The sequence below is a fragment of the Corynebacterium epidermidicanis genome (assembly GCF_001021025.1).
Classification (GTDB): Bacteria; Actinomycetota; Actinomycetes; order Mycobacteriales; family Mycobacteriaceae; genus Corynebacterium; species Corynebacterium epidermidicanis.
Map to the genome: position 1 here is coordinate 2,105,631 of NZ_CP011541.1, position 20,795 is coordinate 2,126,425.

Below are 20,795 nucleotides of genomic sequence, written 5' to 3' on the forward strand. Positions count from 1 at the left end.
CTACCCTACTTTCTTTCCATCCCGATACACTCGGGCGATTTCCAAAAACTGATTACACACCACGAAACTTGCCGGGGCACCCACCGCAATCTCGCCCCGCTCCGCCTTGCCGATGAGCCGGTGTCCACTCACCGCCGCCGGCAGCACGCTCGGCAGCGACAACCCCCGTTGTTGGCAGCGACGAACCTGATCAATGACTCGTGAAGTTCCCCCGGCGATCGCACCCTGCGAACCATCAGTAGTGGTCAAGCGCGCCACTCCACCGGCAACAGTGACGTCGAGCGCACCTAAGGTATAGGTGCCATCCGCTTGCCCGGCAGCTCCCATAGCGTCGGAGACAAGAGTGACCTGCTCCGCGCCGACGCTGTGCAGCACCATATCCACAGTTTCATCGGCTAGATGCACGCCATCGGCGATCAGTTCCACGGTGGCATTTCCGCCAGCCGCAGCAGTTAAGAAGGCAGCGACCGCCCCCGGCGCGCGGTGATGCAGCGGGGGCATCGCATTGAACAAGTGAGTTGCCGTCACCGTGGCGTCAGCTTGCACTGCGTAGGCGATAGCCTCGGTAGTTTCGCTTGCCGAGGCATCCGTATGCCCGAAAGACACAATGATGTTGTGCTGCGCGCAAAGATCAACGAGTTCTCGCACATGTTTCGTTTCTGGTGCCAGCGTCATCGCACGCAAGTGCCCCCGAGCAGCTGAGATCATGCGCGAAAACAGCTCGGGGTCGCCGTCGATAATGGCCGCGGGATCTTGTGCCCCGCATCGGCACGCGTTGATGAACGGTCCCTCAGCGTGGATCCCATCAATCTCGTCTTCGTCAGCGAGCTGGGCCAACAACTCGAGTTGAGGCAGCAACCTGTCTTCGGTGAGCGACACCGTGGAAGCCAACAATGTCGTCGAGCCATGCACCCGGTGATGTCTGGCGGCCGCCCGGCACCCGGCTAGGTCGGAGCTCGGGAAGGATCCACCGACAGCCCCGTGGGTGTGCAAGTCCGCGAAGCCGGGGAGCACTATGTCTGAGGCAGGCTTATCGACGCTATCCAGACGAGTAATTACCCCATCCGTTACTTCGATGAGCTGGGTTCCCAGATCGGCACCAGGCACCAAGACGCGGGCGAAAAGTTGCTCACTCATCAGCAGCCGCCACGAACTGTTCGGTAATCCACTTGGTATCGGTGATTGCGGTACCAACGATGATCGCATCGGCGCCCGAGGCTCGTCCTTGGCGGACGTGCTGTGGATTGTGGAAGCGGCCCTCTCCGATGAGGAAAACCTCGTTACCCAGGCGTTCTCGAATTTCGCGGATGAGTGCGAGGTCCGGACCGACAGTCTTTTCGCGATGCTCGGTGTACCCCGCGAGAGTGGTCGAGATCAAATCTGCTCCGGCTGTGATTGCTGCCTCAGCTTCCTCAGCTGTGGCAATATCTGCCATAGCCAAAGCCCCTTCGGCATGGACAGCAGCGACTTGCTCCGCAAAAGTGGAGCCATCTTGTCGTGGGCGCAAGGTAGCGTCGATGGCCACGACTGTGGCTCCGGCCCGCGCTACCGCAACTGCCGAGTGCACCGACGGAGTGATGTAGACCCCGGTGTCGCCTTCTTTGGTCAACCCGATGACGGGGACATTCACGGCGTCGACAATCGCGCGGACATCATCGAGCCCACCGTAGCCGCCACAGCGAATGGCAGTGCTTCCTCCGGCTTCGGCAGCCCTGGCGAGAAAAGTTAACGTATGACGATCGCGCAGCGGGTGTCCATCCGGGGCCTGTGCAGAGACGATGAGGCTGCCGCGCACCTGGTCAAAGAAAGTTTGGTTATCCATATGTCATTGTCCTTTCCACGCCTGGGCGGCGAGGTATGCTGCGCCAACGAGGGGCGCGTCGGTGCCCAGCTCTGCGGGCTTGATTGGGATGGTGTCGATTGGGGCCAAGGCGTGTTGGCGGAATCCCTCGGTGAGTGGCCGCATGATTGGCTCACCAATTTTGCTGACACCACCACCGACGATGAGTGCGTCGATGTCGATTGCGGAGGCAAATCCAGCGAGGGCTTCGCCAAGGTTGCGCAGATTGCCATCGAGGACCGCGATTGCGGTGGAATCTCCGGCATGATAGCGCTCCATGATCTCAGGCAATTCGATTTTTTCCCCGCTCAATTCGAAGAAGCTACGTGCCAATCCGGGGCCGGAGGCAAACTCTTCGATGGGCGCCACCGCACCATCGATCCGTCGACCAAGAATATTGCGCAATTCACCGGCCGTATGGTGCGGAGATTCAATGAGCTTCCCAGAGTAAATCAGAGCACCACCAACCCCGGTGCCCAGACTAAGGAACAGGGGTCGGGTGTATTCCCCGCCAGCGCCGTAGACGGCCTCACCGAGCCCCATGATCCGAACGTCATTGTGCACGGCGGTGGGAAGACCGAATTCAGCAATTACGCTTGCTTTGATTGCGGTTCCGGCCCAACCAGGCATCGTCGGTCCGGCAGAAACAACGTAACCCTCGTGAGGATCCACTACGCCGGGCGCGCCGATACCGACGGCAACAAGTTCTCCGCCGAGCTGCTGCGCTTGTTCCTTCAGGGTGCGGATCTCGCGGAGCACTTCGACCATCACATCGGTACGGGGGGTTGCTGTGCGATGGCGGAAGACGATTTTGGTGGGCTGGGTGGCGTCGATAAGCGCGGTGGCGATCTTGGTGCCGCCGATGTCTACGCCGGCTAAAAAATGCGTCATGACAGCTTCTCATCAATCATTCGTTTGAGTGGACCATAATGTGTTTCAAAAGTGCGCAGCAGCTGGGCTTCATCGCCTGCTTCCAGAGCTTCCACCATGCTCAAATGGGCATCGACGGTGTCTTGGAAGTCCTTTTCCCAGTTCAACTCGAGCAGGGGCACGGCCCGGGTATGCACTTCCCACAGCGCCATGTAGAGCTCTTGGATGAGCTGGTTCGAAAGTTTGCTGTTGAGCTCTTCGTGGAACTTGCCATCAGCCTCGGTGATAGGTTTGCCAGCGTCAAAGCAGCGCTGCATCTCGACGACCAATTCACGCAAGCGGGTCGTGGGCTTTCCGCGATAAGCCTCAATGAGCAACGGGGCATTGAACTGATCGAATGCGATGCGGGTATCAACTACCTGCTTGAGGTTCTCCAAGGCGCTGTGGCGGTCGAGGGTCAACCGCAGTGTAAGCCCATTGACCAGTGGCGCGAGCGACATATTCCCCACATAGGTGCCGTGGCCGTGGCGAATCTCGACGACATCGAGGGAAGACAACATTCGCATAGCTTCCCGGACCGAGCTCCGCGAAACGTCAAGTAGATCACACAGCGCTGCTTCTGACGGCATTAGTTCGCCCGGGCGCAACTCATTGTCCCGGATATAGTTTTCGATCGCGCTTGCCGTCGGGTTGATTCTGTTGGGCGCAAAACCAATAGACATTTTTCCTCTTTTCCCACCTAGTGCCCTAAATCACGGCACCTAGTTTTCTGGGTTTTCATCACTGTTGGATACCGTGGAAACGTGTTCTGACTTGAGATTAGCAGAAAACCTGTACAAACATCAGACGTCTGACGTATGATGTTGAGGAACGCAGAGTTAACGGCACATTAACTCACCGGGATTTCCCAGCTGAAAATTTCATATCGGAATTTCTACCTTCGCCGACTCCCGTCGGTGACGTTTCACACTCCACCGGCTCGCCGGTGGGATCTACCGAAAGGAACATCATGACCTCCGCTTACTCCCGGCGTGACTTCATGAAGATCACCGGAGTCCTCGGCGCTGCCGCTGGACTATCGACCGTCGTCACCGCATGCGCCAAGCCAGCTCAAAATGGTGGCGCAGGCGCCCCAGCTGCCGATCCGAGCGCCAAGAAGGCAGACGGCACGATCACCGCCGCCATTTCTTACGAGCTCGGAACCAATGGCTACGACCCAATGTCCACCACCGCAGCGCTCACCGTGGCAGCCAACTGGCACACCCTCGAGGGCCTGACCGAAATGGACCCAGCCACCGGCAAGACCTACGCAGCACTGGCAAGCGAACTGCCAAAGGCTACCGGCACCACCGCCGTCGTTAAGCTGCGCGACGGCGCCAAGTTCCACGACGGAACCCCAGTCACCGCCGACGACGTCGTGTTCTCCTTCGAACGAGTCCTGGACAAGGCCAACAAGTCCCTCTACGCTTCGTTCATCCCATTCGTCACCAAGGTCACGGCCAAGGATGAAAAGACCATCGAGTTCACCCTGGCTCACGAGACCGGCGTGTTCGCTGATCGTCTCGCAGTAGTCAAGATTGTGCCAAAGAAGGCAGTTCAAGCGGATGCCGCGAAGTTTGCTGCTCTGCCAGTAGGCTCCGGCCCATACAAGATGACCGACAACGGTGGTACCTCCAAGACCATCCAATTCGAGCGTTTCGATGACTACAACGGCCCACGCCCAGCGCTGGCCAAGAAGATGACCTGGCAGATCATCCCAGACGCATCTACCCGCACCAACGCCATCCAGTCCAAGACGGTCCAGGCAATTGACTCGGTTCCTTACCTTTCCGTTGATCAGCTCAAGGCTGTTTCCACCGTGGAAGCTGTTCAGGGCTTCGGCTTGCTGTTCGCAATGTTCAACTGCGCACCAAACAGCAAGTTCAACGACGTGAAGAACCGCCAGGGCTTCATGTACGCACTGGATATGGACAAGATCATCCAGACCGGCATGCTTGGCCAGGCCACCGCTGCCACCAGCTTCCTGCACAAGGAGCACCCGAAGTACAAGCAGGCTAAAAACGTCTACACCTTCAAGCCAGAGCGCGCTCGCGAACTATTCGCCGAGACGGGGCTGAAGGAACTACGTCTGCTGTGCACGGACCACGACTGGGTAAAGAAGTGCACCCCGCTGATCGAGCAGTCTCTGACCGCTGCGGGCCTGAAGGTGGAGTTCATCGAGAAGAAGTCTTCCGACGTCTACAACACCATCGACGGCAAGCCAGAAGCCTACGACGTAGTCATCGCCCCAGGTGACCCATCCGTATTCGGCTCCGACCCTGACCTGCTCATGCGCTGGTGGTACGCCGGTGACACCTGGACCGACAGCCGCATGCACTGGAAGGGCAGCGATTCCTACGCAGAAGTACAACAGCTGCTCGACGAAGCGCTCAAGGCTACGGATTCTGCCACCCAGGACGCGAAGTGGGCAGAAACCTTCGACAAGCTGTCTGAGTACATTCCGCTCTACCCACTGTTCCACCGCAAGTCGACTACCGCTTGGGATAAGTCCACGCTGATTGACTTCAAGCCAATCTCACTGACTGGTCTGTCCTTCCAAAACGTAGCCACCACCAAGTAAGAACTCCGTCGGTGTCGGCCGACACCTCGGTCGGCACCGACGAAACACTTTTGACGTTGAGCGCTGCCCTTGCCTTAGGAGGGTAAGCCCTCTACCGAACGCGAAAAAAGGACAGCTTCATGTCAAATCTTCTCCGCCTCATCGGAAGACGACTCGTAGCGTTGCCAATCATGATCCTCGGGGTTACGTTCCTAGTCTTCTTCATCATGTCTTTTAGTCCCGCCGACCCGGCCCGGCTCGCGCTCGGCGAATCAGCTTCCCTCGAAGCGCTAGCTCAATATCGAGAGGAACACGGCCTCAACGACCCGCTGTTAGTCCGGTACTGGGACTTCCTCACCGGAATGCTTCAGGGCGACCTCGGCACCACCACCGGTAATGCTTCGGTGACCGACGTCGTTGCCAAAGCATTCCCCATCACCTTGCAATTGACCTTCCTCGGCCTCATTATCGCCGCCGTGCTCTCCTTGGTCTTCGGGGTCTTGGCCGCACTGTACCGGGATAAGTGGCCGGATCAGGTCATCCGCGTCTTCTCCATCGCCGCCCTGGCTACCCCATCCTTCTGGCTTGCGATTCTGCTGATCCAGTGGCTGGGCACCATCCCCGGCGGCTGGGGGTACTTCCCCGCTCTTATCACCGCATGGGTGCCGTTTAGCCAAGACCCTGCGGTCTACTTGAACAACATGTTCCTGCCAGCATTCGCACTGGCAGTACCCGTGGCCGGCTCGCTTACCCGCGTGGTGCGCACGGCAATGGTGGAAGAACTCGACAAAGACTACGTCCGCACTGCCATCGGCTCTGGTATCCCCAAGGCGGAAGTCATTTCGCGTAACGTCTTGCGCAATGCCTTGATCATCCCGATTACCGTTCTTGGCCTCCGCGTCGGCTACCTCATGGGTGGCGCCGTCATCATCGAGATCATCTTCAATATTCAAGCCATGGGTCAGCTCATCCTGGACGGCGTGACGCGTAACGACGTCTTCCTCGTCCAAGGTGTCACGCTCACTGTGGCCATCGCCTTCATCATCATCAACATCATCGTCGACATGCTCTATGTCCTCGTCAACCCACGCATCAGGAGCATCTAATGCGTAGAAAACTGACTGAACAACTCGAGTCCAAAGCAGGACAACGTTTTCAAGGGCTGCGCGCGCTGCCAGTGGCATCAAAAATAGCGTTGGGCTTCCTGATGCTGGTGGCTTTCATGGCGCTGTTCGCACCATTGCTGACCTCCTACGATCCCCTAGAATCGAACATGCCAGTGCAACCACCAAGCGCTGAGCACTTCTTCGGCACCGACGCCATCGGCCGCGACATCTTCTCCCGCGTAGTCTACGGCTCCCGTGCTTCCCTGATCATCGGCCTCTGCGCCACCATTTCTGCTCTCGCGGTAGCTGCCGTATTGGGATCCATCGCAGCTACTGCAGGCAAGGCTGTCTCGGAAGTCCTGATGCGCGTCCTCGACATCATCATGTCTTTCCCGGGAATTGCCCTGGCCGCGGTTTTCGTCGCCGTATTCGGTAACTCGGTGCCAGTCCTGGTATTCGCGATCGGCTTCCTCTACGTGCCTCAGCTATCGCGCGTGGTGCGTGCAAACGTACTCTCCGAGTTCGGCGAAGACTATGTCTCCGCAACCAAGGTGATGGGTGCTTCCATTCCACACATCCTGTTCAAGCACGTCGCCCGCAACACCATCGCCCCAATCGCCGTGTTCGCCACGGTCTTGGTGGCCGACGCGATCGTGTTCGAAGCATCCCTGTCGTTCATTAACGCTGGTGTGAAGCCACCGCTGCCTTCCTGGGGCAACATCCTTGCCGACGGCAAGCAGCTACTCCTGACCGGTGCTTGGTGGCCAACGTTCTTCCCTGGTCTCATGATTCTGATCACGGTGCTGGCACTCAACATTCTCTCCGAGGGCCTGACGGACGCCATGGCCTCTCCACGCATCAAGCGGACCGTACGAGTCACCGACGATGACCCGTCCATCAACCCAAAGAAGTCCCTCGGTGCACTCTCCGACGCTGAGGCCCAAGAATCGCTGACTACCTCGCTCGCGAAGCTTCACGACGCAGAGACCGCCGAGAACCGCCGCCTGGTCTACACCCGCAACGAGAAGCCGCTCATCGAGGTGAAGAACCTGTGCATCGCGTTCCCAGAGGCGCACGGCGATGTCAACATCGTCGACCACGTCAACTTCACTGTTTCCCCTGGTGAAACCATGGGTTTGGTCGGTGAATCCGGCTGTGGCAAATCCTTGATCGCCATGTGCATCATGGGACTGCTTCCGCCGACCGCGCGAATCACCGGCGAGATCCTCTTCGACGGCAAAAACTTGCTGGAAATGTCCCCCGAGCAGCGAAATGCCCTGCGCGGTCACGACATGGCGATGATCTACCAGGATGCTTTGAGCTCCCTCAACCCATCCATGCTGATCCGCACGCAGCTCAACCAGCTCATCCGTCGAGGTGGCAAGCGCAGCGCCGAAGAGCTCATGGAGCTGGTCGGGCTCGATCCGGTCCGCACGCTGAAGTCCTACCCGCACGAGCTTTCCGGTGGTCAACGCCAGCGCGTGCTTATCGCCATGGCGCTCACCCGCAACCCACGCCTGCTGATTGCAGATGAGCCCACCACCGCACTCGACGTCACCGTGCAACACCAGGTGGTCGACCTGCTCAATGAGCTGCGCGAAAAACTCGGTTTCTCCATGATCTTCGTGAGCCACGACCTCGCGCTCGTCGCAAAGCTGGCCCACAAGATCACCGTGATGTACGCAGGTCAGGTCGTCGAACGCGGACAGACCCGAGAGATGCTCGCCGACCCGCACCACGAATACACCCGTGGCCTGCTCGGTGCGGTGCTGTCCATCGAATCCGGCGCAGCTCGCCTGTACCAGGTCCCTGGTACAGTCCCAAGCCCGCGCGATTTCATCGATGGCGACCGCTTTGCCCCACGCTCCCGCCACCCAGAGCGCGGACACGGCCAAAAGCCTGTGCCTCGTGCAGTTGCGGGTTCCACCACGCACTTCTTTGCCGCCACCGACGACACTTACGCCGCGCTGACCGGCGCTTCGAAGGAGGTTTAGGTCATGAATTCCCACAAACCACAACGGATCATTGAGCTCAAAGACATCAACGTGATCCACAAGACGCGTACAGGAAAGCTATTCCGGCCCGACACCGTCCACGCCAACAAGGACATCAACTTCTGGGTCGACCGCCGGGAAGTTGTCGGTATCGTCGGCGAATCCGGCTCTGGCAAGTCCACCCTGGCTCGAGTAATGGTCGGCCTGCAGAAGCCAACCAGCGGCGAAGTCATCTTCAACGAAAAGCCACTGAAGCACAACAGCAGGATGCGTAAGGAACTGGGACGCTCTATTTCCATGGTGTTCCAGGACCCAGCTACCGCGCTGAATCCCCGCATGACGGTCAAAGAGCAGCTCATGGACCCGCTGCGCGTGCACCACATCGGTGATGAAAAGTCCCGCCTCAAGCGTGTCCAAGTGCTCCTCGACCTCGTCGGACTGCCACAATCCGCACTCGACGTGCTTCCCCGACAGATCTCCGGTGGCCAGCGCCAGCGCGTAGCTATCGCCCGCGCACTTGCACTGGAACCAGACTTGATCATCGCGGATGAGCCAACGTCCGCGCTCGACGTGTCCGTGCGCGCGCAGGTTTTGAATCTGCTCACGGATTTGCGATCTGAGCTGGGCCTCGGCTTGGTGTTCATCTCCCACGACATCAACACCGTGCGCTACATCGCAGACCGCATGTGCGTGATGCTCAAGGGCGAAATCATTGAACAGCAACCCACCGATGACCTCTTTGCGCATCCGCACAACGACTACACCCGCACGTTGCTCGCCGCTACCCCATCGTTGCTCTAAGCAGCTCTAAGCAGAAAGCTCACATCACCATGAATCCCATCGTTTCCGGCATCATCCCACCACTGCTTACCCCGCTGACATCCGCCGGCGACATCGATGTCGACTCCCTCACCCGCCTCATCGAACAGCAAATCAATGCGGGCGTCGATGGCCTCTTCGTCCTCGGATCCTCCGGAGAAGTGGCCTTCCTGACCGACGAGGAACGCGAGCAGGTCATTGAACTCGTGCTCAAGCTTGTCGACGGCCGTGTCCCGGTCTACGCCGGCGTGATCGACACCCAGACCAAGCGCGTCATCGCCCACATTCGACGGGCAGAAGCCTTGGGAGTTCAGGCAGTAGTGGCGACCGCACCGTTCTACGCAATCACAGGACCAGACGAAATCGCCGCCCACTTCCGGGCGCTGCGCGCTGCCACGGACCTGCCAATCATCGCGTACGACATCCCCGTGTGCGTCCACACCAAGCTCGCACCAGAGCTTTTGGTGCAACTCGGCGCCGAAGGAGTCCTTCAGGGAGTCAAGGACTCCTCCGGTGACGACGTCTCGTTCCGTCGCCTCTGCGCACTGAACAAGGCCGCTGGTTCCCCACTCAAGGTTCTCACCGGCCACGAAGCAGTCGTCGACGGGGCCTACCTCGCAGGTGCCGATGGCTGTGTTCCAGGCCTTGGTAACGTCGACCCAGCCGGCTACGTGCGGATGTGGCGGGCCTATCAAGCTGGTGACTTCGCCACGATGCGTGCCGAGCAGGACCGCCTAGCTCAGCTCTTTGAGATCGTCTTCCAACCCATCGGCAAGGTCGGCCCCGCAGCCGGAGTTGGCTCCTTCAAGACCGCCCTGGAGCTCATGGGAGTATTCACCACCAACCTCATGTCCCCTCCGCTGGCACCGATTGATGATGCGCCGTCGCGAGATGCCATCGCTGATATCCTCCGCAAGGTTGGCGTTCTAGCTTAATTAGAGTCCGTTTTTGCCTTTGAGGTTGCCCGCTTTTGCAAATCTGAGCAACTTCAAAGGCAATCGGCGTCTTCGGGCTTAAGCCTGCTACACCAGCCCAGCGATCACGGGAACCAACTGTGCGAGCGCCTTCCCCCGATGCGAACGGGCATCCTTTTCTTCTGGTGTGAGCTCAGCGGATGCCCGACCATCGGCATCCTCCGGCAAGAACAACGGGTCGTAGCCGAACCCGCCGTCGCCGCGTCGTTCGCGCAGCAGCGTGCCTCGCCATTCACCCCGTGCAACGTGCTCTTCGCCCGAGGGCAACACCAGCGCGCAGACCGAAACGAAGCCACAGCCACGACGCTCATCGGGGACGTGGGCCATTTGTCCCAGCAGCAGGTCATTGTTTGCTTCGTCGTCGCCATGGCGCCCGGACCACCGTGCAGACAACACCCCCGGCATGCCATTGAGTTCATCAACGGCGAGTCCGGAATCGTCAGCAAGCGTTGGTACCCCGGTGGCAGCCGCGCCGGCGCGCGCCTTGATCAGCGCGTTGTCCTCGAAACTCCGGCCGTCCTCGATGGGTTCCGCATAGGGGGCAACATCTGCCATCAGCAGGATCTCTACACCTGAAATCCCCGCAGCCTGTAGGACCCGTTGCAGCTCCTTGGCTTTCTTTTGGTTGTTGCTCGCGAGATGAATCTGCATCACAGTGGCAGCTCCAGCGCTGCTTTTTGGGCTGCGATCAGGGAATACAAGCCCTTCTCGGCGGTATCAAGAAATGCGTTCATCTGCTCACGCGTGAATGTGCCGTGCTCAGCAGTTCCTTGAACTTCGACAAACTGCCCCGACTCGGTCATCACTACGTTCATGTCCACCTCAGCACGGGAGTCTTCCTCATACGGAAGGTCGAGGCACACATGGCCGTCGATAAGCCCAACGGAAACCGCCGCGACGGGCGGCAACAATGGGTTACCCGGTACTACCCCGCGAGCCTTAAGTACTGCGATGGCATCCGCGAGCGCCACGTAAGCACCAGTGATGGACGCGGTGCGTGTGCCGCCGTCGGCCTGGAGCACGTCGCAGTCGATGTTGATGGTGTTCTCGCCAAGCTCCCGCAGGTCAATTGCGGCGCGCAAGGAGCGACCGATCAAACGAGAAATCTCGTGCGTGCGACCCTTGACCTTGCCTTTCATGGACTCTCGTGGCATGCGTTCGTGGGTCGCCGAAGGCAGCATCGCATATTCAGCCGTGAGCCAGCCTTCGCCAGAATCCTTCTTAAATCGTGGCACCCCGACCTCGACGGAGGCCGTGCACATGACGCGGGTATTGCCGAACTCCACCAAAACGGAACCGGCTGGATTTGAGGTGAAACCGCGGGTGATCTTAACTGGACGCATTTCGTCGAGGGCGCGCCCGTCGGCACGGGTGAAGGTAGAAGTCATGAACTCCAGGGTAGCTGTTTTTCAGCCCGCAGCGGCAGTTCACACCGAGGCCATTAGATCTCGAATTCCATCCCAGCTTCGCCGACGATCACTTCACCATCGAAGTTCTCGCGTGCTGCGCGCACAGCCCCCTCAGGATCACCCCATGGTGGGATGTGGACAAGTATTAGCTGCTTGACTCCAGCTCGGCTCGCCAGCAGTCCCGCTTCCCCACCACACATGTGCATATCTGGGGCTTTGCCCATCGACGTCGCGCCCCAGGTCGCTTCGCAAAGGAAAACGTCTGCGCCCTGCGCACACGCCACCAACTCCTCGGTGTACGCAGAATCCCCGGAGTAGGCAATTACCTTGCCGGTGGTCGCCTCCACCAACCGCAGCCCATAAGACTCGATGGGGTGCACCGTGGGGAAAGGCGTGATCTGAACGCGGTCGATCAACTCAGCTCGACGCGCCTGCCATGGGGTAAACGCGAAGGTGTCGGCCATTTCATCGACATGTCCCTCAGCATCCGAAGTAAGCCGACCAAGCTTTTCCACGGTAGCCGCCGGACCGAACAGCAAATTCCGACCCTGCGCTGCGAGGCTTGGATGATAACGCCGCCACACCGTCAACGAAGGGAAATCCAAGCAATGGTCAGCATGCAGATGGCTAAACACGACATGCACCTCGGAAGGATTGACCACTTTCTGCAGCTCAGCAAGAACGCCTGGCCCCATGTCCATGAGTACCCCAGGCGCGCCTGGAGCTTGCACAAGATAGCCCGATGCCGGACCCGCGGGCGAACCCAGGCTACCTGAGCAGCCAATAATGGTTAGCTTCATAGAGACACTTTCTCACGAATCAGCAAGTCAAGGTAGCACTTGCCAGAACAATTACATCTTGGGATGGGAATCCACTTGCGTCACATGTGGGCCCAAGAATCGAGTAGACAGTTGGGCGAATAGCTCCGGATCGCCCGTGGATTCAAAGGTGCGGGTAGGTGCCGGATGCACCGTCGGATCAGCCAACATGTCTGATTCGCTTAACACTCGCAACACATCTTTTGCTGTTTCCTCTGCTGAGGACACTAGAGTCACATTCGGCCCCATCGCCAGCTGAATCACGCCCGACAGCAACGGGTAGTGGGTACAGCCCAACACGAGGGTATCTACGCCGGCATCCTGCAGTGGCGCCAAATATGCCTCGGCGACCCCAAGAATCTGTCGCCCCGAAGTAATACCGCGTTCCACGAAATCGACAAATCGCGGGCAGGCTTGGGCAAAGCATTCAACCGATGGCGATGCCTCAAACAAATCTTGATAAGCACCGGAATTGATAGTGCCGACCGTCCCAATGACCCCAATCTTGCCATTGCGAGTGGTGGCCACCGCCCTGCGTACCGCGGGCAGAATAACCTGCACCACCGGGACGTCGTAACGCTCCCGAGCATCCCGAAGAAACGCAGCCGTAGCGGTATTGCAGGCGATGACGATCATCTTGCAACCGCGCTCCACCAACTCGTCTGCGATACGGGTGGCTAATTCGCGCACCTGCCCGATCGGCTTCGGGCCATAAGGACTATTAGCGGTATCGCCGATATAAATCATCGACTCATGCGGCAGCTGATCAACAATGGCACGGGCGACGGTCAACCCGCCTACCCCGGAGTCGAAAACCCCAATGGGGGCCGAAGGATCCAGTTGTTTCACCATAATGAAAACTATCGTAGTCCCTGCCGTCAAGCACCCAGCTGTCGCTGCCTACGCTTTGCGACGAGCTCTGCCGGATCATCCGAGGTAATCGTAGCCCCAGCGACTAGTCCACCGATACCGCCAAACAGATGCGCTTGCCAACTCACACCTACTTGCGTGGGGAAAACACCATAAATCAATCCGCTGTAAGAAAATGCCAGCACTAGTCCCAAAATGATCTGGGTGAAACTTCGGTTGAAGATACCTCGAATGATGAGGTACGCCAACCAGCCGTAGATCAATCCCGATGCACCCACATGGCTTGTTCCAATCCCGCCAAAAAACCATGTCCCTACCCCGCCGATCAAACCGACGATTAGCGTAACCTCCCAGAAAGCTCTGCGCCCTGACAACGCCACCAGAAAAACAAAAATCGCGCCGGGCACCGAATTCGACATGATGTGGGCCATCGAACCATGGATGAGTGGTGACGTGGCAATATGCCACAGTGAACTAACGTCCAGTGGGTGCACGCCAAAAGCAACCAGCTGGTAGCCGAGCAGCATGTTGATGATCTGAACAGCCCAAATGACTGCGAGGAACCCAATGGCATAGCGCGTAGCCAGCCCCGAGTTGTTGCGCCCATGCCCAGGTACCACCCGGGCCCCGGCCGAGGCCGGAGTGTTGCCACCCATAGGCGAGGTAGGAAACTGCGATCCATAAGTGCTCACCCGGACAATGCTAATGCGCATTTCGCTCAAGCGCCGATATCCGACCAGCAGCTCAGGCCATATCCAGATTTTGCGCACACCACGGCGTCGACAATTGCTGCACAGACGACGTCGGCCGCTGCTGCCGATAGGGCGACCATGTCAGAGATGGCAACACCGGAACCGTCGCCGGTGGACAGTGCGAACAGGGTATCTCCATCGAGGGGTGAATGCGCGGGGCGCACCGCCCGGGCCAGTCCGTCATGACCAGTCATCGCTAGACGCTTGGCCTGAGCTTTCGTCACTGGCGCGTTGGTAGCGATCACTCCGATCGTTGTGTTCAGCTTGGTCTCCAGCCCCTTGAGGACGCCGAACTTTTCGGTATCTACCGACGGCTTCGTAGGGTCACCCCACAACAAACCGCTATCCTTATCCACCACAGCGCCCACGGGATTGGCCACTACGGCAGCTGCTACTACCCAGTCGCCCACCACCATCGAGGCTTGTCCGAACCCGCCACGCAGCACCCCGGCGGTGGCAGCGCAACCCGCACCAACGGAACCGCGTTGCTTCGTTGAATCCCCCGTCAACGCCGAACGCACCGCAGCACGACCTTCTGCTGGCCCTGGACGGTGGTTGGGATCGCCAACTAGCAAATCAAAAATCACCGCTCCGGGCACGATGGGTACCTTAGGCCCGGGCCTGTCTGCGCCAAGCACAGCGAAGCCAATGCCATGTTCTTCCAACTCAAGCATTACTCCGTCGGCTGCTGCCAACCCAAACGCAGAACCTCCAGCGAGCGTGATGGCGTGGACTTGTTGCACCGTATTGTGCGGCTCGAGCAGATCAGTTTCCCGCGTCCCTGGCCCTCCACCTCGCACATCCACGGAAGCATAGGCCCCGTCAGGCACCACTACTACGCTGACTCCGGTGTCCCCCAAGCTGCAGTGCCCCAGGTACACGCCTGGGACGTCGCAAAGCAGACCGGGTGCATCAGACATCGATGTCACCCATCATCGCGCTTAGTAGTGTGTCCTGGTTGTAGGCGAGCCACTGGACAATTTCATCTCGGTTTTGCTCCGACTCCTCACCGCGCATCTCTGCGGACGCGAGGTGCAGGCGAATGTCATTCAAAGCAGCAATCCATGCGTGTGCTTCTTCTTCAGAAGCGCTCACCGCGACATTGCCATTTGGCCCGAGCGCTTCTGTGACTACTTGCAAGTTGGCCAACTTCGCGCGACAAATGTCATTTTCGTGCAGGGATCGAAGCAACGAGTTGTCGCCCTCGAATTCTTCGTCGCCCTCCATCTCGAAGTCAGGCAACAATCTAGCCAGAGCTGGGTCTTCAGGTGCCTCCTTATGTCCTGACACCATGCCGGTGAGCTCCGCCAATTCGTCTTTCGGAGCGGTCTGGCATCTGCGAATCAGAGTCTCGGCCAAGTTTGCGGCTAAGTCGCCTAGTACTTCGCGCTCCATAGGCTCGAATGTCGCCATGTACTTCGCCCCGCGCATGAGCGCCTTCTTCTTTTTCCAAGCTTGCATTCTTAACTAACCTGCCTGCTGCATAGTCGCCCACAACCCGGCGGTGTGTAATTTCTTCACATCACCTTCGACTTTGTCCCGCTCCCCGGTGCTGACCACCGCTTTGCCCTCGGTATGCACCTGCATCATCAATTCGATGGCTTTCTTCCTGCTCATCCCCAGTACCGTTTGGAATACATAGGTGACGTACGACATGAGGTTTACCGGGTCATCCCAGACGATGCACATCCACGGCAGGTTCTCGCTGGCCGCGACTTCAACGTGGACATCTTCCTCAAGTTCCGGGGAGGCAAGCGGCGCAGATGGCATGCTCAAGCGAATGGACCGATCGTTCATGGTTACCCAGCTTAGTAGCCCGGGAGAGGTTTTAAGCGAGCCACCAACCAAAAATGTCGATCCTTGTCACCGTTACCTGCATTAAAGTGGCCTATGTGAACACTTCAAAACCAGAAACTATCCGTACCCCTTCCGTACCGAAAGAACGGTCCACCTCGCTGTTGACCGACAAGTACGAGCTCACCATGCTCGAAGCCGCGCTTGCCGACGGCACCGCGCACCGCCAATGCACGTTTGAAGTGTTTGCCCGTCGGCTTCAAAACGAGCGACGCTACGGCGTCGTTGGCGGCACCGCCCGTGTGCTGCGAGCAATCGACGACTACGTCTTCACCGAAGAACAATTGGAATCTCTTGACTTCCTCAACGCCGAAACTCGCGAATACCTGCGCAACTTCCGCTTTTCGGGATCCATCGACGGCTACCGCGAAGGCGAGCTGTACTTCCCGAATTCTCCTATTTTGACCGTGCGGGGCACGTTCGCCGAATGCGTCATTTTGGAGACCGTAATCCTGTCGATCATGAATGCAGACTCGGCGATTGCATCCGCTGCCGCCCGCATGGTGACGGCTGCAGATGGCCGACCAATCATCGAAATGGGATCACGACGCACCCACGAGTACGCCGCGGTAACCGCTTCCCGGGCCGCCTACCTCGCTGGATTCACGGCAACTTCCAATTTGGAAGCAGCCCACCGCTACGGCATTCCGGCTTCCGGCACCGCCGCCCACTCCTGGACGTTGGTGCACGTCAACGACGACGGCACCCCCAACGAAGAAGCAGCGTTTCGTTCTCAGATTGAAACGCTGGGAGTAGACACGATTTTGCTCGTGGACACTTTCGATATTGAGAAGGGCGTCGAAACCGCGATCCGGGTCGCCGGTCCAAACTTGGGCGGTGTGCGCATCGACTCAGGCGACCTCGGCATTCTCACCCGGCGCGTGCGTAAGCAACTGGACGACCTGGGTGCCCACAACACCAAGATCGTCGTATCTTCCGATCTAGACGAGTTCGCCATCGCCGGCCTGCGTGGCGATCCTGTAGACATTTACGGCGTGGGCACCTCCGTGGTCACCGGATCTGGCGCGCCAACTGCAGCGATGGTTTACAAGGTCGTAGAGGTCGACGGCCACCCGGTGGCCAAGCGATCCTCTTCCAAGCAGTCCACTGGCGGCGGGAAACGTGGCTGGCGCGCAATCCGAGCCTCTGGCACTGCCGTAGAAGAAATCGTCACGCCGTTCGACGCTGAAAAGCCCGTAGTGGGGTCCCTTGAGGTCCGTGAACTCACAGTGCCCCTGATGCGCAATGGCACCACTGTGCCAGACTTGCCGACGCTGAGCGAGTCGCGCGATTATCTGGCTGCTCAGCTAGTATCGCTGCCATGGGAAGGCCTTGCGCTGTCGCGGAATGAGCCAGCCTTGAATACCCGATTTGTAGGTTTCTAGTTTTTCGTTCAGGCACCCCACGGGAACAAACACTGGTGGTATCGCATCTAACCACTAGGTGGCCCCTTCCCCGTGCGGGCCGATAACGAAAAGCAAAGGAGGTGAACTCCCATGTCATCCGATATTGACTTGGCTGCTGATTTTTCCGAAGACTCCCCGGTGCTCCCTGCACTAACGGAAGTCTACGGAGCTGATTCAGTCCCTGAAGATCTCGATTTCGACGCCATGTTGGCGGTAGCAACTGACCCTGACACCCCCGCTCCTGAAGGGGATTTGGTGCCAGAGCTGGGTAGCTACGATTCCGACTATGCATCGGATCCCCTGACGGACGATCTTCCGGACTTGGCAGGTCCGTTTGATCTCGAAGCCAACCCCGTCGACGATCCTTTGCATTACGACCATCATGACGCGGTAACAGCAGATTACGATGACCCGTCCGATACCGACGGAGGCTTCGATGTCTAAGCCACTATTCACCGACGACACCTTTGACCAGGCCGAAGTGCTTGCCCGCGCCCAAGCTGGCGACGAGCGAGCCTTCGCCACCCTGGCTCGCTCCGCGCAATCCCGGATGTGGGCTGTGTGCTTGTCCATCACGGGTAATCGCCACGACGCAGAAGACGCGCTGCAAAATGCGCTCACTGCAGCGTGGCAGAATCTGCATCGTTTTGACGGCCAAGCTAAGTTTTCTACTTGGGCGTACCGGATCGCAGCCAATGCCGCATTGCAGATCGTCCGCAAACGGCGCGACATCCCTGACGATGAAGCTGGCCTCGCCGAAGTGGACAACTCCTCTCCAGTAGATGCCCAGGTTACGGCCGGGCTAGTGGTCAAGGCTGCGCTGGCCACGCTGCCGGAGGAATTCCGTGAAGTCATCGTCCTGCGCGAGTACGCCGGGCTGTCCTACCAAGATATTGCGGACCACCAAGGCATCCCGGTCCAGACCGTCAAGAGCCGAATCAACCGCGCCCGCGCCAAGCTTCTCGACGCCCTCCGCGACGCCGGCGTTTCGCCCGCCTAAACCAACGGCCCAGCTCTCTGAAGGAAGCTGGGCCGTTTTCAAGTTGCAGGCTACGTGAGCTACTTTTCGAGGAAGCCGAAGTATTTCGCCCATTCTTCAAATTCACCCGGAGGCATCGAGCCGTACTCGCCCTTTGAGATCATCGTCCCCTGCTTTTCGTAGTACACCTGGATGTAGGTCTCTTTGTCATTGACTACGGAGTAGACCGCCGGCTGATTGCCCTTCGCCTTTTGCAGGACAACCTTCGAGGTATCCGGCATTTCGTCGAACTTCTTCTGCAGGTTTTTAGCCTCGTCGCCCTTCAAAATATTGACGTTACCCTTGTAGAAGGAGTTGTCCTTAGGGGCATCGGTAAGCGTAGCGAGGTAGCAGGTTCGAGTCTTAGTTCCTTGTGCGAACTTGTACTCATAGCTTTTGAAAGCTTCTTCATCCTCAGAGCAGGACTTCACCTTCTCGAGGAATGCCGCCGGCATGTAGTCCACCACCTGCCCGTCGAGACGCGCCAAGTGCGTGTCTTGGAGCTGCGGAGAAATCTGGAACTTCGGCTGGCTGTTGCCACCCATCATGTTCGGGATAATCATCGCGCCAGCGCCTAGCACCACGACCGCAGCGATACCTGCCAAAATAAGCTTCATCTTGCCGCCACCTGGCTTTTCCGTCGGCGTGAAGTTCACCGCGCTCGCGCCCACTGAGCTGGTCGACGACTGGTGCGAGGAAGGAGGCGTGCCAAAAGGCGAGCTAGGACCAGCTGGGTTTCCAGGAGTACTTCCTTGTGGCGGCGTCGCGAAGGCATTGGTTTGAGGTGTTGCAGCCGGGGAGCTAGGCACAGCGGTCGGGGCAATTGGCTGCCGGACTTGGCCATCCGTGCCCTCCGTGAAACCGTGCAGGGTAGCTCGCACTGCGCCTCGGGAAACAACAGTTTTTGGGTCGTCGAGGGTCTGGACCTGGCCGAGCTCACTCAACCGGTTATGCACATGGGGAATGCGCGAAGACCCACCCGTCAAATACAGCGGGGTATCGCTGCTGCTAACACCTGCTTGGCTAAGGGCTGCCCGAGTGAGTTCCACTGCCCGCTCCACCGAAGGGTCGATGAGGCTATTGAATTCCTCTCGGGTGATCAAGATATCTTGTTCACCTTGCGGAGTGGAAATCGACACTGTTGCCGACGATGCGTCGGAGAGGATCTCCTTGGCTTCTCGCACGTTTTCTTCCAAAGAGTGCATGACCGAAATCGGAGCATTGCGCACATAGTCAGCAAAATCTGGATCGTCATGCTCGAGCTGAGTGATGAGCCAACGGAACATGAGGTTATCGACAGTGCGACCGCCCAGCGAATTGTCGCCCTTTGCGGAAACTACCCGGAAGTTTCCATCAGGTTGGGACTGCAGCACAGCGATATCCAACGTGCCACCACCAAAGTCAAACACGGCAACGTGCTTACCCGGCTCGACATGCTGCTGAGCCGCATAATGAACAGCCGCTGCGCGAGGCTCCGAAATCGTACGGATCTTCTCCTCTGCCACCCCAGCTCGCTTCGTGGCAGCAACCAACTGCCCAACCGAGTGCACAGACCAAGCTTCCGGGTGCGTCAGGGTTACGGTCTCCGGGTCAGTGCCGGCATGTTGAGCCTTAGCGCGCTCCAGTGCTGCACCAATAACGGCCGAAATAAGTTCCAGGAGGTCTGCATCCTGACCACCCAACTGCACCGTATCGTGATCAATGTAGCGCTTTGGGGAAAGCAACAACTGCGCTGGCGAACGACGACCACGCAGCAACGCGGTGTCACCGGCGAAGATCTCCCCGTCTTCTCGATAAACCGCTGAAGGCATCAAGTTCGAGCGATGTGTGAGGGACACGGTCTCCACCGCACCCGACAATGGTGCAGTATGAGCTGCCGAGGTGTTGCTCGTACCAAAGTCAATTCCAAAATGCCACGCGTCGTTCATTATTGGTCACTTTCCTAGTAGCGGATAATTTCGTCATCGGGCTGGGGACTTAACGAAGCACCTTGCCCGTGATGGCGCTTCCCAGAGTTTCTTGCGGAACCGAACTTGCCGGAGCAGATTCAGTTGATTTTGCCGTTGCTTCTTCCGCAGAACTTGGCGTTGGTGCGACGGTCGTCGACAAGCTGGCCGGCTGTGAATCCTCAACTGGAGTTCTTGACATCGGGTTAAAGAAGTACCAGACCACAAATGCGCAACTTGCCAGCGTCACCCCTGCGGTCAACAGCAAAAGCATTTTTGTGCGGCCGCTCAGCGAACTTGGCTGATGAGAGCTAGGAGGCTGATTTCCAACCGCATCAAAATTGTTCGTCGGGAAGTCAAAACTATTGGATGGTTCGTTCACTGTTGATCTCCTAAAGCGAAGTGAGGGTGCTCCGGACCGGAATTTGACCCAGATAACAATGAGATGCCACAAACCGGCGAAATGTTCCCGATTGGGCTCTGCATTGTGCACGACCTTTCGTATGAGAAATCATCAGAT

The 20,795-nt window shown here is 58.5% G+C and carries 22 protein-coding genes; 8 read left to right on the forward strand and 14 right to left on the reverse strand.

Features of this window, described 5'->3' with window-relative positions:
- The 4 genes from CEPID_RS09680 to CEPID_RS09695 are packed head-to-tail and all read right to left on the reverse strand — an operon-like array spanning position 1 to position 3,432.
- The gene (locus CEPID_RS09680) at positions 1 to 1,137 is read right to left on the reverse strand and encodes an N-acetylglucosamine-6-phosphate deacetylase (RefSeq protein WP_052843505.1); all 1,137 of its coding nucleotides are present in this window, start codon (positions 1,135 to 1,137) and stop codon (positions 1 to 3) included.
- Positions 1,130 to 1,822, reverse strand: a complete 693-nt coding sequence (locus CEPID_RS09685; RefSeq protein ID WP_047240797.1) for an N-acetylmannosamine-6-phosphate 2-epimerase — start codon at positions 1,820 to 1,822, stop codon at positions 1,130 to 1,132. The genes CEPID_RS09680 and CEPID_RS09685 overlap by 8 nt, the downstream gene beginning before the upstream one ends.
- Before the next feature lie 3 nt (positions 1,823 to 1,825).
- Positions 1,826 to 2,731 (reverse strand): ROK family protein, encoded by a 906-nt coding sequence (locus tag CEPID_RS09690; RefSeq protein WP_047240798.1) that lies wholly within the window; start codon positions 2,729 to 2,731, stop codon positions 1,826 to 1,828.
- Positions 2,728 to 3,432, reverse strand: coding sequence for a FadR/GntR family transcriptional regulator (locus CEPID_RS09695; protein WP_047240799.1), 705 nt, complete (start codon positions 3,430 to 3,432; stop codon positions 2,728 to 2,730). The genes CEPID_RS09690 and CEPID_RS09695 overlap by 4 nt, the downstream gene beginning before the upstream one ends.
- A 287-nt stretch (positions 3,433 to 3,719) precedes the next feature.
- On the opposite strand from CEPID_RS09695, the gene CEPID_RS09700 reads away from it, so the two are divergent.
- The 5 genes from CEPID_RS09700 (at position 3,720) to CEPID_RS09720 (ending at position 10,163) form a co-directional block, all read left to right on the forward strand.
- On the forward strand, positions 3,720 to 5,330 hold the full coding sequence (locus CEPID_RS09700; RefSeq protein ID WP_047240800.1) for an ABC transporter substrate-binding protein: 1,611 nt from the start codon (positions 3,720 to 3,722) through the stop codon (positions 5,328 to 5,330).
- 119 nt (positions 5,331 to 5,449) lie between these two features.
- Positions 5,450 to 6,415 carry an ABC transporter permease gene (locus CEPID_RS09705; protein WP_047240801.1) on the forward strand — a complete coding sequence of 322 codons (966 nt, stop codon included), beginning with the start codon at positions 5,450 to 5,452 and terminating at the stop codon, positions 6,413 to 6,415.
- Entirely contained in the window at positions 6,415 to 8,409 is a 1,995-nt protein-coding gene (locus CEPID_RS09710; RefSeq protein ID WP_047240802.1) for a dipeptide/oligopeptide/nickel ABC transporter permease/ATP-binding protein, read from the forward strand. Before CEPID_RS09705 ends, CEPID_RS09710 begins: the two co-directional genes overlap by 1 nt.
- Before the next feature lie 3 nt (positions 8,410 to 8,412).
- Positions 8,413 to 9,210 carry an ABC transporter ATP-binding protein gene (locus tag CEPID_RS09715; RefSeq protein WP_047240803.1) on the forward strand — a complete coding sequence of 266 codons (798 nt, stop codon included), beginning with the start codon at positions 8,413 to 8,415 and terminating at the stop codon, positions 9,208 to 9,210.
- Between the two features lie 29 nt (positions 9,211 to 9,239).
- A complete protein-coding gene (locus CEPID_RS09720; protein ID WP_047240804.1) occupies positions 9,240 to 10,163 on the forward strand; it encodes a dihydrodipicolinate synthase family protein in 924 nt (307 codons plus the stop codon).
- Between the two features lie 87 nt (positions 10,164 to 10,250).
- On the opposite strand, the gene rdgB is transcribed toward CEPID_RS09720, so the two are convergent.
- The 8 genes from rdgB to clpS form a co-directional block, all read right to left on the reverse strand.
- Positions 10,251 to 10,853 (reverse strand): RdgB/HAM1 family non-canonical purine NTP pyrophosphatase, encoded by a 603-nt coding sequence (gene rdgB / locus CEPID_RS09725; RefSeq protein ID WP_047240805.1) that lies wholly within the window; start codon positions 10,851 to 10,853, stop codon positions 10,251 to 10,253.
- The gene (rph, locus tag CEPID_RS09730; RefSeq protein ID WP_047240806.1) at positions 10,853 to 11,590 is read right to left on the reverse strand and encodes a ribonuclease PH; all 738 of its coding nucleotides are present in this window, start codon (positions 11,588 to 11,590) and stop codon (positions 10,853 to 10,855) included. The genes rdgB and rph overlap by 1 nt, the downstream gene beginning before the upstream one ends.
- Positions 11,591 to 11,643: 53 nt before the next feature.
- The gene (locus tag CEPID_RS09735) at positions 11,644 to 12,411 is read right to left on the reverse strand and encodes an MBL fold metallo-hydrolase (RefSeq protein WP_047240807.1); all 768 of its coding nucleotides are present in this window, start codon (positions 12,409 to 12,411) and stop codon (positions 11,644 to 11,646) included.
- Positions 12,412 to 12,462: 51 nt separating this feature from the next.
- Positions 12,463 to 13,281 carry a glutamate racemase gene (gene murI, locus CEPID_RS09740; protein ID WP_047240808.1) on the reverse strand — a complete coding sequence of 273 codons (819 nt, stop codon included), beginning with the start codon at positions 13,279 to 13,281 and terminating at the stop codon, positions 12,463 to 12,465.
- A gap of 26 nt (positions 13,282 to 13,307) precedes the next feature.
- Positions 13,308 to 13,955 carry a rhomboid family intramembrane serine protease gene (locus tag CEPID_RS09745; protein WP_407921624.1) on the reverse strand — a complete coding sequence of 216 codons (648 nt, stop codon included), beginning with the start codon at positions 13,953 to 13,955 and terminating at the stop codon, positions 13,308 to 13,310.
- Positions 13,956 to 14,017: 62 nt separating this feature from the next.
- Complete coding sequence (locus tag CEPID_RS09750; protein WP_047240809.1) at positions 14,018 to 14,971, reverse strand: P1 family peptidase; 954 nt, start codon at positions 14,969 to 14,971, stop codon at positions 14,018 to 14,020.
- Positions 14,964 to 15,512, reverse strand: coding sequence for a DUF2017 domain-containing protein (locus CEPID_RS09755; RefSeq protein WP_047240810.1), 549 nt, complete (start codon positions 15,510 to 15,512; stop codon positions 14,964 to 14,966). Before CEPID_RS09755 ends, CEPID_RS09750 begins: the two co-directional genes overlap by 8 nt.
- Before the next feature lie 6 nt (positions 15,513 to 15,518).
- Entirely contained in the window at positions 15,519 to 15,848 is a 330-nt protein-coding gene (clpS, locus tag CEPID_RS09760) for an ATP-dependent Clp protease adapter ClpS (RefSeq protein ID WP_047241489.1), read from the reverse strand.
- A gap of 185 nt (positions 15,849 to 16,033) precedes the next feature.
- On the opposite strand from clpS, the gene CEPID_RS09765 reads away from it, so the two are divergent.
- From CEPID_RS09765 to CEPID_RS09775, 3 genes are all read left to right on the forward strand, one after another.
- Positions 16,034 to 17,290 carry a nicotinate phosphoribosyltransferase gene (locus CEPID_RS09765; RefSeq protein ID WP_236684331.1) on the forward strand — a complete coding sequence of 419 codons (1,257 nt, stop codon included), beginning with the start codon at positions 16,034 to 16,036 and terminating at the stop codon, positions 17,288 to 17,290.
- Positions 17,291 to 17,401: 111 nt separating this feature from the next.
- Entirely contained in the window at positions 17,402 to 17,755 is a 354-nt protein-coding gene (locus tag CEPID_RS12555) for a hypothetical protein (protein ID WP_052843507.1), read from the forward strand.
- On the forward strand, positions 17,748 to 18,311 hold the full coding sequence (locus CEPID_RS09775; RefSeq protein ID WP_047240811.1) for an RNA polymerase sigma factor: 564 nt from the start codon (positions 17,748 to 17,750) through the stop codon (positions 18,309 to 18,311). The genes CEPID_RS12555 and CEPID_RS09775 overlap by 8 nt, the downstream gene beginning before the upstream one ends.
- Before the next feature lie 59 nt (positions 18,312 to 18,370).
- Here the strand turns inward: CEPID_RS09775 and CEPID_RS09780 are convergent, their stop codons facing one another.
- Both CEPID_RS09780 and CEPID_RS13170 read right to left on the reverse strand, forming a co-directional pair.
- A complete protein-coding gene (locus CEPID_RS09780; protein ID WP_052843509.1) occupies positions 18,371 to 20,257 on the reverse strand; it encodes an Hsp70 family protein in 1,887 nt (628 codons plus the stop codon).
- Between the two features lie 49 nt (positions 20,258 to 20,306).
- The gene (locus tag CEPID_RS13170) at positions 20,307 to 20,657 is read right to left on the reverse strand and encodes a hypothetical protein (RefSeq protein ID WP_144413508.1); all 351 of its coding nucleotides are present in this window, start codon (positions 20,655 to 20,657) and stop codon (positions 20,307 to 20,309) included.
- Positions 20,658 to 20,795 lie beyond the last annotated feature (138 nt).